At 63.7% G+C, this 16,478-nt stretch carries 16 protein-coding genes and 3 tRNA genes; 9 read left to right on the top strand and 10 right to left on the bottom strand.

From position 1 onward, the window contains the following. The first annotated feature begins 29 nt into the window (after positions 1–29). The gene (locus C9F12_RS21855; protein WP_045994186.1) at positions 30–1,502 is read left to right on the top strand and encodes a type IV secretory system conjugative DNA transfer family protein; all 1,473 of its coding nucleotides are present in this window, start codon (positions 30–32) and stop codon (positions 1,500–1,502) included. 22 nt (positions 1,503–1,524) lie between these two features. Next, on the top strand, positions 1,525–6,951 hold the full coding sequence (locus C9F12_RS21850; protein WP_108450203.1) for an ankyrin repeat domain-containing protein: 5,427 nt from the start codon (positions 1,525–1,527) through the stop codon (positions 6,949–6,951). A 14-nt stretch (positions 6,952–6,965) separates the two neighbouring features. Here C9F12_RS21850 and C9F12_RS21845 read toward each other — a convergent pair whose 3' ends face one another. Then, the gene (locus C9F12_RS21845; protein WP_108450202.1) at positions 6,966–7,715 is read right to left on the bottom strand and encodes a type IV secretion protein DotN; all 750 of its coding nucleotides are present in this window, start codon (positions 7,713–7,715) and stop codon (positions 6,966–6,968) included. A 537-nt stretch (positions 7,716–8,252) separates the two neighbouring features. On the opposite strand from C9F12_RS21845, the gene C9F12_RS21840 reads away from it, so the two are divergent. From C9F12_RS21840 to C9F12_RS21815, 6 genes are all read left to right on the top strand, one after another. After that, positions 8,253–8,897 (top strand): response regulator, encoded by a 645-nt coding sequence (locus C9F12_RS21840; RefSeq protein ID WP_045994188.1) that lies wholly within the window; start codon positions 8,253–8,255, stop codon positions 8,895–8,897. 112 nt (positions 8,898–9,009) lie between these two features. Beyond that, positions 9,010–10,824 carry an excinuclease ABC subunit UvrC gene (gene uvrC / locus C9F12_RS21835; protein WP_045994189.1) on the top strand — a complete coding sequence of 605 codons (1,815 nt, stop codon included), beginning with the start codon at positions 9,010–9,012 and terminating at the stop codon, positions 10,822–10,824. 94 nt (positions 10,825–10,918) lie between these two features. Next, the gene (gene pgsA / locus C9F12_RS21830) at positions 10,919–11,467 is read left to right on the top strand and encodes a CDP-diacylglycerol--glycerol-3-phosphate 3-phosphatidyltransferase (protein ID WP_108133171.1); all 549 of its coding nucleotides are present in this window, start codon (positions 10,919–10,921) and stop codon (positions 11,465–11,467) included. Between the two features lie 92 nt (positions 11,468–11,559). Continuing rightward, positions 11,560–11,634 (top strand) — tRNA-Gly (locus tag C9F12_RS21825). Positions 11,635–11,659: 25 nt separating this feature from the next. After that, a tRNA-Cys gene (locus C9F12_RS21820) sits at positions 11,660–11,733 on the top strand. An 84-nt stretch (positions 11,734–11,817) separates the two neighbouring features. Next, positions 11,818–11,904: transfer RNA gene (locus C9F12_RS21815), tRNA-Leu, on the top strand. Positions 11,905–11,910: 6 nt separating this feature from the next. On the opposite strand, the gene C9F12_RS21810 is transcribed toward C9F12_RS21815, so the two are convergent. Further along, on the bottom strand, positions 11,911–12,753 hold the full coding sequence (locus C9F12_RS21810) for a site-specific integrase (RefSeq protein ID WP_162816552.1): 843 nt from the start codon (positions 12,751–12,753) through the stop codon (positions 11,911–11,913). Between the two features lie 50 nt (positions 12,754–12,803). Then, the gene (locus C9F12_RS21805) at positions 12,804–13,127 is read right to left on the bottom strand and encodes a helix-turn-helix domain-containing protein (RefSeq protein ID WP_162816551.1); all 324 of its coding nucleotides are present in this window, start codon (positions 13,125–13,127) and stop codon (positions 12,804–12,806) included. Between C9F12_RS21805 and C9F12_RS22995 the strand changes: the two genes are divergently transcribed. Next, positions 13,126–13,314, top strand: coding sequence for a hypothetical protein (locus C9F12_RS22995; protein WP_240184329.1), 189 nt, complete (start codon positions 13,126–13,128; stop codon positions 13,312–13,314). The two genes, C9F12_RS21805 and C9F12_RS22995, sit on opposite strands and share 2 nt — an antisense overlap. Before the next feature lie 287 nt (positions 13,315–13,601). Here the strand turns inward: C9F12_RS22995 and C9F12_RS21795 are convergent, their stop codons facing one another. From C9F12_RS21795 to C9F12_RS21765, 7 genes are all read right to left on the bottom strand, one after another. Next, entirely contained in the window at positions 13,602–13,883 is a 282-nt protein-coding gene (locus C9F12_RS21795; protein ID WP_108450199.1) for a hypothetical protein, read from the bottom strand. Then, on the bottom strand, positions 13,876–14,202 hold the full coding sequence (locus C9F12_RS21790; RefSeq protein ID WP_108450198.1) for a hypothetical protein: 327 nt from the start codon (positions 14,200–14,202) through the stop codon (positions 13,876–13,878). The genes C9F12_RS21795 and C9F12_RS21790 overlap by 8 nt, the downstream gene beginning before the upstream one ends. A 94-nt stretch (positions 14,203–14,296) precedes the next feature. Next, a complete protein-coding gene (locus tag C9F12_RS21785) occupies positions 14,297–14,617 on the bottom strand; it encodes a hypothetical protein (protein ID WP_108450197.1) in 321 nt (106 codons plus the stop codon). Continuing rightward, positions 14,614–14,859 (bottom strand): hypothetical protein, encoded by a 246-nt coding sequence (locus C9F12_RS21780; protein ID WP_108133166.1) that lies wholly within the window; start codon positions 14,857–14,859, stop codon positions 14,614–14,616. Before C9F12_RS21780 ends, C9F12_RS21785 begins: the two co-directional genes overlap by 4 nt. 110 nt (positions 14,860–14,969) lie before the next feature. Next, on the bottom strand, positions 14,970–15,692 hold the full coding sequence (locus C9F12_RS23115) for a DNA cytosine methyltransferase (protein ID WP_108450196.1): 723 nt from the start codon (positions 15,690–15,692) through the stop codon (positions 14,970–14,972). Between the two features lie 230 nt (positions 15,693–15,922). Beyond that, positions 15,923–16,333 (bottom strand): hypothetical protein, encoded by a 411-nt coding sequence (locus C9F12_RS21770; RefSeq protein ID WP_108450195.1) that lies wholly within the window; start codon positions 16,331–16,333, stop codon positions 15,923–15,925. A 22-nt stretch (positions 16,334–16,355) separates the two neighbouring features. Next, on the bottom strand, positions 16,356–16,478 hold a 123-nt coding region (locus tag C9F12_RS21765), incomplete at its 5' end, for a transposase (protein ID WP_146188265.1).

The following is a 16,478-nucleotide window of genomic DNA, read 5'->3' as shown; positions in this document are numbered from 1 at the left end:
CCCTTGCCTGCCCACGAGGCCCCCACACCATGACCCTGGTACCGGATGATTCGCCTCTGCCCCCTCGTCGCCTGCCGTCATCGGTGGAGGGGGACGGTCTGCTGGTGGGCTGGTCGCTGGAGCAGGGTCAGCCTCATCAGCCGTTCGGTTTCCGCATCGGGGCGCCAAGCACCAACGCGAACCAGGAGCAGCTCGATCCGATCCTGTTCGAGGGCAGCGGCCATCTGATGACCATTGCCCCCACCGGCTCGGGCAAGGGAACCGGCTGCATCATCCCCACCCTGCTGCGTTATCCGGGGCCGGTGATCGTGGTCGACCCCAAGGGCGAGAATGCGGCGGTGACCGCCCGTCGCCGCCGCCAGATGGGCCACAGGGTCATCGTGCTCGACCCCATGGGCATCACCGACCTGCCGGCAGATCGGCTGGACCCCACCGACATCGTCATCCCCAATTCACGCACCGAGCTCGATGACATCGCCATGCTGTCGGAGCTGATGATGGAGTCACACGGCTTCGACGGCCGTGACCGCTTCTGGCTGCAGCGCGCCCAGCAGGTGCTCAATGGTCTGCTGCTCTACCTGATCCGCAGCCAGCCGGAACAGCGCAAGGGGCTGCTCGGCAAGCTACGCAAGATGGTCAGCCAGGATACCGAAGAGCTGGCCAAGCTGGCCGAGCGCATGCGCCAGATGCAGGATCCGGACCTGGAAGCCACCGCCGCCAGTCTGACTCTGCCGGCCGAGACCACCCTGGCCGGCTACATGGCCTTCGCCCAGAACAGTCTCGGCTTCCTGCGCGGTGAAGCGGTACTGGAGGCTACCCAGGACTCCACCTTTTCGCTGGACGACGTCACCCGCGGGGAACTGTTATCGATCTACCTGGTGATTCCCCCCGAGAAGCTCGAATCCCACGGCCGCCTGCTGAGACTGTGGATCGGCGTACTGATCGCGGCGGTGGTGCGCCGACGCCGGGCGCCAGCGCTGCGCACCCTGTTCCTGCTCGACGAAGCGCCCCAGCTCGGCCCTCTGCCGCAGCTGCGACAGGCCATCACCCTGCTGCGCGGCTACGGCCTGCAGACCTGGAGCTTCTGGCAGGACATGAGCCAGCTGCGACAGCTGTATCCCCAGGACTGGCAGACCATGCTCAACAACTGTCGGGTGGTGCAGTCCTTTGGCGTACCCAACATGAACGCGGCGATGGACCTGGCGACCCTGACCGGCTTCCCGCGCCCGGAGGAGCTGCTCGACCTGGATTTCGACGAGATGCTTTTGCTGATCGCCGGCGACGAGGCACGCCTGGCCAGGCGACCGGAATACCGCAGCGACCCGCTGTTTCGTGGCCAGTTCGACCGCAACCCCTTGCACGACAGCAGCCGAGAGATCATGCCCCAGGCGCTGCGTCCGCAACGTCGTCTGCGCAGAGTCAGTCCGGCACGGCCCAAGCCTACGCCACCACCGGTGGTCGATCCTGCCTTCCTGGATCGACTGCTGGCGCAGTGGGCCTGACGCCCGGGACAGGACCCAGCCCATGAGCGACGTCTCCCGCGAGCCCCCGAACGCCACAGCGACCGACCTCCCCCCTCCCGGGACAGCCGGTTCATCCGGTTCATCTGAAAACACCTTTCCGTCGCTGGAACACCCCAGCATCTTTCTTGCGTCACCCGGTGACGTGGCCTACCTGCGCCGCGCCTGCAGGGACGAGATCGAGACGCTGCATCACCAGGCCGCCGACGATCACGGCCTTCGGCTCTACGCCTGGGAGGTCGATACCGCCGAAGACGGTTTCGATGATGCGGTGCCGGCCCAGCAGCAGATTCCCCACCCCTCGGATCCCCTCTGCAGAGGGGTGATCTGCCTTTTCGGTGAAAAGGTCGGTAGCCCTCTGGCAAGCCATCACCCCATCGATGACCTGCGGGTCCTCGATCCCATGAAGCCCGACGACGGCGGCGATAGCCCAGGCCTGGTGATTCCCTGGGACAACGCCTGGGCCGACCGTGGTGGATTCGCCCTTACCGGTTCCACCTTTGAACTGCTGGCCACCCTGGCCTACCGCGAGCGACAGCGCCAGGAGGCATCGGCAGGATCTCGCGCACTGCCACTGCTGCTGTGTCTGGTCGGGCCGAGGGACCTGCTGGACACCACCGAGCCACTGAAAGCCGCCTGGGGCAACTATCGTCACTTTCATGAATGCCAGGACAAGTGCGGAACGGATTCAGCCTGCATCACCAGGCGACTGGAAGACCGCACCCAGCAGCTCAAGCAACTGATCAATCTGGTTGCCTTCGTGCAACGTCGCGGCCACGTCATTCGTGTCATCGATTCTCAGGACGCCTTTATCGGTGAATTGAGACGTTTCATGGAGCGGGACCTGAACCTGGCCCTGACGGCGTCGGACCGAGACCCCTTCAAGGGTCTGGAGTCCTACGACGTCGGGGACCACGCGCTTTTCTGCGGGCGCTCCGACCAGCGAAGCACCTTGAGAGAGGAACTCAAGCAGCGCTGGAACCAGCAGGACCGGGTCCCCGTGGTCTGGGTCGAGGGCGGAAGCGGCTCGGGCAAGTCGTCGTTCCTGCGTGCCGGCATCATCGGTGCCCTGGTAGCGGACAGCGCCGATCATCGCTGCCTTGATTGCATATTGCGCCCTTCCGACCTGGCCCCGGATAGCCGAGCCACGGACGCAGGAAGCGGCGACAGATGCGTGCTGACAATGCTCTTCGACGCCATCGTGAAACGCCTGGAAGGCGCCGGCTGGTGCGATGAACCAACTGCCAGGCGAGCTCGCCGTCTGCTGGGAAGGACGTCAACGGACCTGCGTATCGAAGCCCTGAACGAGGAGTTGTGTCTGCTGCTGGACGCCGCCACCACGCGCCTGGCTCGACCTCCTCGTCTGCTGCTGGGGTTCGACCAGTTCGAGGAGATCGTCGACGCTCTGTATGGCGAACAGCAGGAAGCCGAGTTCTGGGATCCGCTGGTGCAGTGGCTCCACGCGGCCCATTCATGCCGCGCCCTGGCCCCGCGTCTGGGCATCTTTGTCACCCTCCAGGGAAACCGTCAGGAGCTGGTGGAGCGCGACAGTCTGCTCAACGAACTCCATGCCACTGGCCAGGTAACGAGGATGTCGTTTCCTCCTGACAACAGTCTCGACGAAATTATTCGCAAGCCCTTTCGGCTGACCGGACGCCTGGCCATCAGCGACGCCCTGGTGGCCCGGCTCAAGGACAATATCCAGCGGATTCGCGGCCATCATGGTCGAGGCGACGCCCAGGACAGCCTGCTGCCGCTGTTGTCACTGGCGCTGCGCAATCTCTACGAGCACGGCCTGCGGCTCGCCGAAGAAGCCACCATCGCTGACTCGGCGTCCCTGGGTGACGCTATCACCACGAGCTTTGGCCGCAGTGGGGACCGCCAGGCCGACGACGACACCCAGGAGCTCGGCACCAGCGCCAGAGCAGGTTTCACCGAGAGCGCGTCTGGCTCCGAGGCCTTCCAGACCACCGGTCACCTTCGTACCCCCGACGGGGGCGACCGCCAGCGGGAGCCCCCCCTGTGGGTACTGGACACCGCCAACGCCGAGGGCCACGACAGTATCGAAGGCGCCATCACCCAACTCGCCAATGAGGCCTTCGAGCAGGCCAAGGCGGCGTCCGGCGCACTGTGGTCGGATAGCGTCGTCGGTGACCTGCTGCGTCGCCTGGTGGATTGGCGCCAGGTCGGCGAAAAGCATTTTACGCTACCCGCCACGGTCTTCCCCGCGGCGGATGCCACAGACGCCTTTCAATTGGCCCGGGCGTTGCGCGAGCGGCGCCTGCTGATCGATGAACGCCACGGGCGTGTCCGCCTGGTCCACGAAGCGGTACTCCACCACTGGCCCCAGGCCAGCGAGTGGCTGGAACGGGAGCGCCCGGTACGCGAATGCGTCCGCCAACTGGTGGGGGAAGCCGAGCACTGTCTTGCCAGCCCGCCGGACGCCGCGCGCTGGAACGCCTATCGCCTGCTCTACCTGGATCGCGCGGCCCGGGTGCTGGCGATCTGGCATGATGTGCTCGGCGAAGGCCCGCCAACGACCAAGGAGCTTGCCCGCCTGCGGGAGTTCTGCCTCACCCTGCTGCTGCTGGAAGCCGATCCTGCAGCGGTGGTCACCCAGAGCCCTCGCAAGCCGACACACCTGATCCTGGCCACCTTCTACCAGCGCGCCGATATCATCGCGGCAATGGTGGCCAGAAGGCCCGAGGCGGTCGATCTACCGCGCAAGGATGGCCGCACCGCGACCTTCTGGGCGGTCTGGAAAAACCGCCTCGACCTGTTGCAACCGCTGCTGGCGGCCGGTGCCGATCCTGACCACGCCGATGAGGACCACTGGCGCCCCGTACACCTGGCGGCACAGGCAGGAGCCGTCGACTGCCTGCAGCGTCTGGTGGAAGCAGGGGCCAGCCTGGACGCACAGCAAGCGCCCCACGGCCAGACACCGATGCACCTGGCCGCGCTCGCCGGCCAGCACAGGGTGCTCGACTACCTGATACAGCAACGCGGCCAGAGCCCCGACCTCACCAACGCCAACCGTCAGACCCCGCTGGAACAGGCGATCGCCAACGATCGAGCCGACACCATCAGCCACCTGATTGCCCTCGGGGCCGACCCGGCAGCCCCCCATCAGACGCACTGGAGCTATCTGCACTTCGCCGCCCGCGGCAATCATGTGAAGGCCGCCGAGGCGCTGGTGGCCCAAGGACTCGAGATCGACGCCAGGTTGGCCAACGACGCCACGCCGTTGCACCTGGCCGCCTACAATGATCATCCGGAAATAGCCCGCTGGCTGATTGAACGCGGCGCCGACCTCGGTGCCCTCGCGCTCGCCGCGGACTGGGGCAAGGAAAGCAGCGCCCGGGAACGGCTGGATGCCTGGCGCAAGGAAGGCGCAAAGGGAGTCCCGTCAGGCAAGCTCGGCGACTTCGAACACACCCCCTTGCACATCGCCGCCGCCCGCGGAGCCACCAGGGTGGCCGAGCTGTTGCTCGAGCACGGGGCCGATCCCGCCGCGGCGATCGGCGACGGCCGCACAGCGCTGCACCTGGCCGCCGAGCACGGCCACCCGGATACCCTGGCCCTGCTCTGCCATACAACTGCCACACTCGACGCCAGAGACCATCGAGAAGACACCAAGGCAGAGCAACCGATCCATCAGACCGCGCTGCAGGCATCGGTGACCGGTGGTCATGTCGCCTGTGCCGAGGTACTGCTACGCGCCGGCAGCGACCCGAACACCCAATTGCACTGGCCTGGTCGCAGCCCCTTTGCCGGCTGGAACCTGGTGCACCTGTGCGCCGATCAGGGACATGCCGAGCCAATCAGGCTGCTGGCTCGCCACGGGGCCGACATGCAGGCCACCACCCCGGATGGACGCACGGCGCTTCACCTGGCCGCCCTGGCCAATCGAGCCGAGGTCGTCACGGCATTGCTGGATCTCGGCGGCGTATCGGTGGATGTCCTCGACAAGCACGCCATGAGCGCCCTGCAGCTCGCCTGCCTCAAGGGCGCGAGCGAGGCGGCCAAGGTCCTGCTCATCGGGCAGGGGGTCATCGAGCAGGCGGACATCGAGCAGGCAACCGAGCCAGGCGTTGCCACAAGAGAAAGCGCCAAGGCGCCCCTAGCCCCCACTCTGCTCCACCTGGCCTGTGTCGGCGGCGCGCTGGACCTGGTCGAGACGCTTATCATGGCGGGGGCAGACTGTGACGCCAGCGACGCCGAGGGCTGGCACCCTCTGCACCTGGCCGTACAGTTCAATCACCAAACCCTGGTCGAACGGCTTGTAGCCGCCGGCGCAGAGGTCGATGCCTGCGCAGAACAGCCAGGCGTCACCGCCTTGCAACTGGCCGCCGAAGGCGGTTACAAGGACATCGCTATCGTGCTGGCAGACGCCGGAGCCGATATTGACATGGCCACTCGTGACCGCGATGCACCGGTGCTGATCGCGCTGTCACTAGGCCAGTTTCCACTGGCGCTGGCCTTGATTCAGCGAAACGCCGATGCGGCCATGCGAACTCGCGACGGACGCAGCGTCGCCCAGGTATACGCTGAACGTCTGACCCGGACATGCACTCGCGACGACGCTGGACGCGCCCTCGAGGACGGCCCGGTGGCCGACCCCAGGATACTTGCCTGGCTCGAAGGCGCGGGTCAGTCCACCGCGGTTATCGAGAAAGCGGTGGCGGCCTTGCGCGCCCCTGCGGCGGATGGGGACCAGGAACAGTGCGCAGGCACCTCGCCCAACGACATGGACCCCGATCCAGCGATTGCCCGCGGCGCTCTCGCCCCGACCCTGGAAGGCAACCCCTGGCAGTACCCCTGGCGGCGCTGCAGGCCGGCATTTGTCGAGTCCCACTGGCCCTGCGGCAGCCGTATTGATGGAAAGCATCTCGCCGACAACAGACTGGTGGCCGACGCCTGCCGACTGCCCTGGTACCCCGACGCCACCCTGATACGCCTGCAACATCCCGACTGGATGCAGGGCCTGGCGCTGTACTTCGTCGAGGAAGGTGCGGCTGGAGACCACGCGCCGCGCCCGCTGACCCGGCTGACCGGTACTGCCCCGCCGATCCACGAGTTGAACGCTCGCCAGCCGATCCAGCTTTGCGCTGCCAATGCGCTCGGCTACCTGCGCTTCTTCTGCTTCTTCGTCAGGGGGCCGGACGGTCCCTTCTATATTGTCGATTCGCTCGAGGATCCGCTGCTCCCGGCCCATCCCGATATTCAGGCCATCGTCGCCGGAAGCTGTCACGCGCCGCGCCAGGACCCGGCCGATGACGAAGACGTCTATCGCTACCTGGCGACGCTCTACTATGCCGACGCCTTTTTTCTCGCCCGCTTCATGCTGAGCGCCAGCGGCAACATCGAGATGCTCGATGACGAACCCATCGCTGCCGGATTGCCCGAGCGCATCCACGCGCCGCTGGACTGACCAAGCTACGGACGTCAGGACGACGGAACCGAAGAGGCGGTGGCATCTGAACCGCCCCCGGCCATCAGCCGCGATTCGCTCATCGCCAGCGCTTCGGCGATTCGCTCGCCCCCTAGCGGGCCCTTCCTCGAGCGCCAGTACGCCAGAATCTGCGGGAACTGATTGAAGCAAAGCCCCTGTTGACCGACGACCCGCCGATCCAGCGGAAAAAGGCGCAAGCCTTGCTGCATCAGGCCGTCCGCTCGCCCCTCTCCCCTCGCTCTCAGCAACTCGACCAGGGCCAGGGGATCGTCGCTACCGAAGCGTTCTCTGGCGGCGGTTCGCGCCTCCATCACACGCTCCAGCAGGGCGCGTGCTCGCAGTTGCAGCCGCCTGTCGAGGCGCGCAGCAAAAATGACGGGGGCCAGCCGATTGAGGTCCGCCTGGGTCACGCCGGGCAGCCACACCAGTACACCGGAACGCATGGAAGGCACCAGATCCAGGCGATTCACCTGATCACAGAACAGACAGGCCGTCACGATATCATCGACATTGCGACTGTCAGTCCCCAGGGTCACCGCCTGCTGATACTTGGCGCTGCGAAAGCCACAAAAGCGACAACGGTAGTCGTCCCTGGCCCAGACCGCTTCACGCGCGCCTGGCGGGGCGCAAGGTGTCCCCGTGCACTGATAGCCAAGGACGTCATAGGCGCTGGTGGGGCGCGCCAGGCGAAAACGCAACTTGTCGGCGAGCAGGGAGTCTTGTTCATACAGGGGACAGGACATGGCGCAACCTTGGCCAGACTGGCCATCCAGAGGACTTGATCGGGACACGGGGCCGCACTACGCAGCCAGTGCGCACCAGATCAAGGCGTGTCGTGGACGCAATCGTGCTTTCATTGACGCCGGTCAAGTTCAGCATAGCCTGCCGGCGCGTCCGCATGACGGTTTCGCCCGTCCATCGCCATGGTCTCGCCGTGGCGGCGCCCGGTTCACGCCTACGACACTGCACACCCGCCCTGCGGCTGGTAACATGAAATGACGCGACAGGCGGCATCACATCAAGCCAACCAGGACGTTGGGGCTCATGCAGCAGTCCCGGGCGGCAAGCGCCCGATACCGCGGCGCGCCGCTATCAGAGATATAGCACACTATCAATGCAGCTATGCTGAAAACGCCGTCGCCCCCCGGAGACCCAATTCCCCTTAGGATCAATTTGTGACAGTCTACTGCGAATCATCATGAGAAGACCCCGCAATGAGCATTGGCTCGCCTCGGTCAAATCCATGATCCCAGTTTTCACCTTTTCCAGGAGTATCGGCATTGATCAGGGTTCTTGTCGCTGACGATCATCACCTGGTACGCACCAGCATCGTTCATCTGCTCAATGCAGAGAAGGACATCAATGTCGTCGGGGAAGCCGCGGACGGAGAAGAGGCCATTGCTCAGACTCGCCGCCTCAATCCCGACGTGGTGGTGATGGACATTCGCATGCCGGGCATCGGCGGGCTCGAGGCCACTCGCAAGATCCGCCGACTGACCTCGGACATCCGTATTCTTGTGCTGACGGCCTTTATCGAGGAAGCCTTTGCCCAGCGGCTGCTGGAGGCCGGTGCCCACGGCTTCATCAGCAAGGGTTCCCAGCACGACGAGATGGTCAAGGCCATCCGCGCGGTGTTCGCCGGACAGCGCTTCGTCAGCCCGGAGATCGCTCAACGGCTGGTACTGTCGCGCATCGACCACGAGGAAAATCCGTTCGATCAGTTGTCCCAGCGCGAGCTTCAGGTCGCGATGATGATCGTCAACGCCCAACGCGTAGCCGACATCGCCGATCGCATGTTCCTGAGCCCGAAGACGGTCAACACCTACCGCTATCGCATCTTCGAAAAGCTCGGCGTCAACTCCGACGTGGCGCTGACCCACCTGGGGCTGCGGCATGGGCTGGTCGAAGGCTTCAAGGAAGACTAACAGCCAGCCTGAGGCTCTTACCCAATGTGCCGTCGGGGACGATACGTCCCCCGCCAGGCTCTGGTAGCATGAGCTCCCTGACGTGATGTGACAGGGTGAGCCTTACCAGACCATGACCTTCGATGCCCGACGCTTTCTCGAGACCGTCAGCGAATCACCCGGTATCTACCGGATGTTCGATGACCAGTCCAATACCCTCTATATCGGCAAGGCTCGCCGCCTGAAGGCCCGCCTGGCGAGCTATTTCCGCGGCGCACTCAATACCAAGACTCAGGCGCTGGTCGCTCGCATCCACGACATCCAGGTCACGGTGACCAACAGCGAGACCGAGGCGCTGCTGCTCGAACAGACCCTGATAAAGCAGCTCAGACCGCCCTACAACATCCTGTTGCGTGACGACAAGTCCTACCCCTTTGTGTTTGTCACCGACCGTCATCCCTTCCCCGCTCTGGAACACAAGCGCGCACGGACCCGCCACGATGACGGCCGCTATTTCGGGCCCTATCCCTCCAGCGGCGCCGTGCGCGAAACGCTATCACTGATGCAGAAGGTGTTCCGTATCCGCAACTGCGAGGACGGCGTCTTCGCACACCGCACCCGGCCCTGCCTGCAGTATCAGATTCAGCGCTGCAGCGCCCCCTGCGTGGGCTACATCAGCGAAGAAGACTACCGCCGCGATATCGAACACGCCATCCAGTGCCTGGAAGGACGCAGCGAATCGGTCAGCCAGGAGCTGACCCGCGACATGGAGGCCGCAAGCCAGGCCCTCGACTTCGAGGAAGCGGCACGTCTGCGCGACCAGTTGCAGGATCTGCGCCGTCTGCAGCAGCGCCAGGTGGTGGATACCGGCAGCGGAGACGCCGACGCCTTTGCCCTGGCCTCCCAGCCGGGTGCCCTGTGCATCTCGGTGCTGTCGATTCGTCAGGGGCGTCTGCTGGGGGCGCGGCACTACAGCCCCGCCAACAGCCTCGATCTCGGGGAGCCGGAACTGCTGGGTGACTTCGTCAGCCAGTACTACCTCGGACAGGCCCGGGAGATCCCCACCGAAGTGCTGACCAGCCACGCCGTACCCGACGCCGAACTGATCGCCCGGGCGCTGAGCGAGCATGCCGGACGCCGGGTACGCATGACCGACAAGGTCCGCGGTCACCGCGCCCAGTGGCGTGAACTCGCCCGCACCAACGCCGAGCAGCAACTGGCTGGCCAACTGGCCAACCAGACCCAGCTCGCCAAACGTTTCGAAGATCTTCGCCAGGCACTCGAGCTCGACGAGACGCCGCAACGGCTCGAATGCTTCGATATCAGTCACAGCCACGGCGAGGCCACGGTGGCATCCTGCGTCGTGTTCGACCAGGACGGCCCGCGCAAGAGCGACTATCGGCGTTTCAACATCAAGGGAGTCGCCGCCGGCGATGACTACGCAGCGATGCAGCAGGCGCTGACTCGTCGCTTCAAGCGCTTCAACGAAGGGGAAGGCGTGTTACCCGACATCCTGGTCGTGGACGGCGGCAAGGGCCAGTTGAACATGGCGCGGGAGGTGCTCGCCGAGCTCGCCATCAACGGCGTGATTCTGCTCGGGGTGGCCAAGGGCACCACCCGCAAGGCTGGCCTCGAGACCCTCTTTGTCGAGACCGTGGATCGCTCTCTGGCGCTGCCACCGACCTCGCCGGGTCTTCACCTTATCCAGCACATCCGCGACGAATCGCACCGTTTCGCTATCGCCGGCCACCGTGCCAAGCGAGACAAGGCCAGGCGCACCTCGACACTTCAGGATATCCCCGGCGTCGGCCCCAAACGCCGACGTGAACTGCTGCGCTTCTTCGGCGGACTCCAGGGCATCAAGCAGGCCACCCGCGATGAACTGGCTCGGGTCCCCGGCATCAGCGCCACCATGGCAGACACAATTCATCGTGCCCTGCATGGATGAGTTGAGGTATCACGGATAGAATGAACCACTTTGACGGGCGCCAACGTCGTCCGTCGCTTCTTGTCGCCCCCCTCCAGCAAGGACAGCGGTATCGATGAACATTCCCAATATTCTGACCCTGGCACGCATCGTCTTCATCCCCCTGCTGGTGGTGCTGTTCTACCTGCCCTTCGAATACAGCATGCTGACCGCCGCCGCCCTGTTCGGCCTGGCCTCCATCACCGACTGGCTGGATGGCTATCTGGCGCGCAAGTGGGACCAGTCGACGCCATTTGGCGCCTTCCTCGACCCGGTGGCGGACAAGCTGATGGTGGCAGTGGCGCTGGCACTGCTGATCGAGCGCTACGACGCCGCCTGGCTAACGTTGCCGGCGCTGGTGATCATCGGCCGCGAGATCGTCATCTCGGCACTGCGCGAGTGGATGGCGGAGATGGGTAAGCGCGGTTCGGTCGCGGTGTCCTGGATCGGCAAGGTAAAGACCACCCTGCAGATGGTCGCCCTGCTGCTGCTGCTGGCCTTCCCTCCCGGCCACCTGATCGCCGAACTGGGCGTTGTCACCCTGTACGCCGCCGCCATACTGACGCTGTGGTCGATGATCCAGTACCTGCGGGCCGCCTGGCCGCACCTGAGCCGCTCGCTGTAGGCAGCGCTCTGGCGATCCGGGGCCTATTCGAAAATTCAGGGAAAAGCGTTTGACAGTCACCGACTTATCCGTATAATACGTCCTCGAGTCAGGCGGGAATAGCTCAGTGGTAGAGCACAACCTTGCCAAGGTTGGGGTCGCGAGTTCGAATCTCGTTTCCCGCTCCATCATCAGACGATGGATGACTCATGAGGCTGGATGGCAGAGTGGTTATGCAGCGGACTGCAACTCCGTGTACGCCGGTTCGATTCCGACTCCAGCCTCCATTTTTCCTTTCAGGTGTGCCCCGCTTCCCAGAAGCCGTGTCCGATCCCTTCGGACCCTATCGCCTTACCTCTGGCGACGTTCCTGCCCGGATGGCGAAATTGGTAGACGCAAGGGACTTAAAATCCCTCGGTGGCAACACCGTGCCGGTTCGAGCCCGGCTCCGGGCACCAATAGTTTCAATGCCTTACGCTACCTAGTCCCTCGACGCCCTCCTCTCTGGTCGCAATTTGGTCGCAAAGCTTCGGCAGCCTGCCAGCCACTTGATCCAGACGCGAGTCGAACATATGCGCGTACCGGCTGGTCACCACCAAGCTGCTGTGGCCAAGTAGCGCCTGCACCGTCGTCATCACCTCCCCCGCCTCAGCCAGCAGGCTGGCGTAGGTGTGGCGAAGGTCATGAAAGCGCAGATCATCACGCTTTATAGCCCGCCGGGCAGCTTCAAACGCCTTACGCAATTGATGAGCGTCAGATGCAAACGGCAGGTTGGCCACCAATGCCGCACCATCCTCCGGCAGCGGCACGACCCTGGCCTTGCCACTCTTGGTCTGCCCTGGTCGCAACACGATGCGACCACCCTGGATGTTGCCATGGTCAAGCGACAGGAGTTCGCCGCGGCGTAGTCCCGTCAAAGCAGCCAGCGTGATGATTCGCCGCTCCTCCAAATACTCTTCCGGCACAGCCTCAACCAAACGCCGAATATCCCCTGCGGTCAGGTAGACGTGGCGCTCGTTTTTCGGGGTAGGCTTGCGCAGCTTGCCGTCCAGCGGCTGATCCAGCCAATCCCACTCCCGATACGCCAGGCTCAGCACTCGCTTGACCACCTGGGTCCGGTTATTGATTGTGCTTTGGCTGAGCCGCTTCCTGCGCATATCCTTCTGCATCGACCGGGCGACATCCAACACCTCTTGACCAAGAAGCACGTCTGGTGCGTTCTCGTCGAACCAGCGGGCGACTGCACGAATGCTCGCGCCCTGGCTGTTCGTGTCGTACTCGTCGACCCAGCGCAGAAGACCCTCCATGAAGGTCCTCCGCTCCTGCCGACCCATGAGGCCATTGAATTGAGCCTCGTTTAGTTCAGCCTCTCGCTTCGTGGCGAACTGCCTTGCTTCCTTTTCCGTGATAAACGTTCGCTGATATCTGCCGCGCTCACCCGACTCGGTGACGACCCACCTGTTCCGAGATGCGCGGTATCGAACCGTGATACCCATTTTTGTTGCTCCTCTCGTGAGGGGCCGCGCTTGCAGCTCTCAATGTAAGCGTCGACCGCCTCTCGCTCAAACCGTACGTTGCCGCCCAGGGCGACATAGCCAATCAGGTGCTTGATCGCGTAGACCTTGCGCTCACTGATGGCCAAGAGTTCCGCCACCTCGCTCGGCGGCATCAGGGGTGTCATGATCAAGCTCTCCTTCAGGGCAAAAGAAAGCCGCCTCGGTGGGCGGCATGATGATCGGCAGTTCACTGGCGGTATCGTCGCCGCCATTCAAGGAAGTCGCGCAAACAAGGTTCATCTGCAAGGCGGTAGTACACGGTACGGCCTGACCGATCCGCCTTTACAAGACCTGCTTCGCGCATTTTGGTGAGATGCTTGGTCGTCTGATTCTGAGTCAGAGATAGCACCTCAGAAATCCTAGACACACAGATCGGGTCGAATTTTTGGACCACGTTAAGAATTTCTGCACGAGTAGGGAAAGCGGCTAGATACAGTAGCTCGTCGACATCGAAGGACATAAATGGCTTCCAGTTTTTGCGTTTCCCCTACTATACCCCGCACCCCTTGCTCGGGTGGGCACAATGATGCTCACCAGGCTCACTCTGTTTTCCACGGGCGCCGCTGAACCTATACCTGGCATACTAGGAACCGCACCAGCTAAGGTTCATCGCCTCCTCCCGGCTTCGGCGCCGCTGCGAGCGCCTCTCGCCATCGCCTCGGCGCCGTCACAAGGTGACCAAGGGTGAGAACGTCCAGCATGTCGGCGGTCGCTTCGACCGGCACGCACTGCCACGGCTCGTCCGGCGACGGGATGCGGGGGCCGATTACGGCGAAACAGTCTTCGTCGACCCCGGCGAAGTCCACTCCGTTCCAGTGCCATGCCGCCCAGTTCTCATAGGAATGCTCTTTCACCCAGTACCACCCGGCCTGCCTACTCATCGCCACCTCCCTCGGCCTGCTGGCGGTATTCGTTGGCCACCTCTTGCATCCACGACCGCTGGACACTTCCCGGCGGCCTGCGCAGAGACATTTCCGTCGCCGCCTCCGCCTTCACCCTGGCATCGCGGCGGGCGAGAATATCTAGCGGGTCTCTCATGGCAATGCGCCGAGCTTCGGCCATAGCCTCTGTATCGCTAAAGGTTTCGACAAACGGTCGAAGCACAGCCCCAAACACCGCATTCAATTGCGCCGCCAGCGCTTCCCTCTCGGCTTCCACCTGCTCCAGCCGCTGCTGTAGCGCTTCAATCGAACTGCTCATACCCTTCTCCTCTGCTCTCTGTACGCCCGCCTCGCCTCTCGCAGGGCCAGCGCCCCGCCCGCCATAATCAGCAGGCCGAGAATGATGGCCGCGATCATGCGTTCCAGCTCCGGTCGGGCTCCGCGTCCCAACGGCAAAAGTCGAGGAAGGTCTCGAAGCAATCGCCATATTCCAGGTAGCGCTTGTACCGGCGCTGACTGGCCGTCATGCAGCGTACGCGCCCGATTCCGTGGTATTCCACCCGCCATGTGGGGTGACACCTGGAAATGCAGCTTGGCTTGTCGGCGTCGAACAGCACGCCGATGCAATGGCCCTGGTCCTCCGCGATGACTCCTGGCTGCCCATTCACCGTGACGCGCCGACCAATGCAGGCCGGCACCTGGTAGAAGGCCCGGATGTGTTCGAAGTCGTTCATCCCGCCTTCCTCCATGCTGGGATTCCGTCGAGCGTGCCGTCGCGCTGAATCCGCCCGTGCTCGTGCCACTGCCGAATCGCCTCTTGGGCTGCCTCCGGCGCTTTCACCAACCGGTACTGGCCCATCACGGCACCGAGGCCCGCCGCCACATGCCGGGCGCTGAACCGCACCGGTAGCCCTTCCCGCACCCTGATCTCCTGCTGCACGGACACCAGGCCGCGCAGTCTGTCTACTCGCTGCATACCCACTCCCTCCACATCTGATCGGCCAGCGCCTGCTCGACAGCTCTGGCGCCGACCTCGCCCCAAACCTCGATGTCTTCGACCCACTCGGCTGGTGTCATGCGGCCTCCTTATTGTTTTGAAAGTTCGGTGAATGCTGCCGCTGCCAGGCCTGGAACTTGGCCATTTCCAAGGGCTTTAAGTCGGTCCATCCGTCCGGCCATCCCATCAACCATTCGATCGCGATGGGGCTGGGTGCCTTTCCAAGCATCCGCAACGTGTCCTGGCGAACCTGTCTGCTGTACCTGCGGTTCGTTACTGCGCCAAACCCCCATCCCTTTCTGGCCATGCTTGCCGTGGGTCTGGGTAGCGACAATCCATATCCTTTCGCCATTGGCAGGACAGCCGATGGCGTGACCGCCCAGCACTCCCCAGCGCGCATAAAACCCCATCTCGGCCAGGTCTCCGAGAACTCGTCCGAGTCCTCGAAAAGTGAGAGCTGGACTGTTTTCCACGAAGACGTGGCGTGGTCGTACCTCGCCAATGATCCGTCGCATTTCTCGCCACAGGCCGGATCGCTCGCCATCGAGCCCAGCGCCGTCTCCAGCAACGGATATGTCCTGACACGGGAATCCGCCCGAAACCACGTCAACAAGTCCTTGCCAAGGCTTTCCGTCAAAGGTGCAAACGTCATCCCAAATCGGGAAGGGCGCGAGAATGCCGTCATTCTGTCTGGCGGCAAGAACGCTTGCGGCGTAGGGGTCTTGCTCGACCGCGCATACCGTTCGCCATCCGAGAAGGTGGCCGCCGAGTATTCCGCCACCAGCGCCCGCGAATAAAGCCAGCTCATTCACTGGACCTCCCTGGTAAGAAAAAGCCCCGGCGTGTGCCGAGGCTGGAAAGAAATTGCCGCTTCACGTGCGGCACCCGGCCCGCCCTGCCGCCTACTGCTGTGCAGTGAACTCGCCCGCGCTCAGCACGGGTGGAGCTGAGGAGGCGGCGGCCAGCGGGCTGACTCCGTTTTGAGACACGGTGGCCTGGCCTCGGCTCCGGTCATTGGCGCCACCGGGCACGGCGCGCTTATTCATGCCGCCCGCTTGATCCGCAGGCGCATTCGATATGCATTGCTGGCTTGGCGACGGGCCGCGTTAACGCGGGCCTGAAACTGGACCGAAGCGGGCATCTGCTTGACCCGGTTGTTAATGCTGGAGTAGCTGGTCGATATGCCCTGCCGCTGCAAATGGCTGACGACCTGCCGAATGGACATGCACTGGACCTCGATGCAGTCCTGCACTGTCTGGTCGATTTCGGACCAATCTCGCCGACGCCACGCGCCGCGACGACGGGGATCAGTAAAGCCGCTGCGCTTGGCCAAGCCATGGACCTGGTCTCGCCCAAGCCCCAACTCTGATGCGATGTCCTTGTAGGTGGCACCCTCATCGAGACGACGCTTCACGTACTGTTTTTCTGTGGTCTTCCATTGGTGTTGTTCCATACCGCCTCCCACAAAAAAGGGTTCATCGCACTTTGCCGGGAAATGCGGCACGGATCTTCAGGAAGAAGTACGCAGTGTCGCGGTATCCATAGGCCATCCGCTTGATAACTTTGATTCGGTTGTTCATGCCCTCCAGCACACTGGT

The sequence above is a fragment of the Halomonas sp. BN3-1 genome (genome assembly GCF_003056325.1).
Lineage (GTDB): Bacteria > Pseudomonadota > Gammaproteobacteria > Pseudomonadales > Halomonadaceae > Halomonas > Halomonas litopenaei.
The sequence above is the reverse complement of the archived record's forward strand: the minus strand, read 5'-3'. Positions and strand labels throughout refer to the sequence as shown.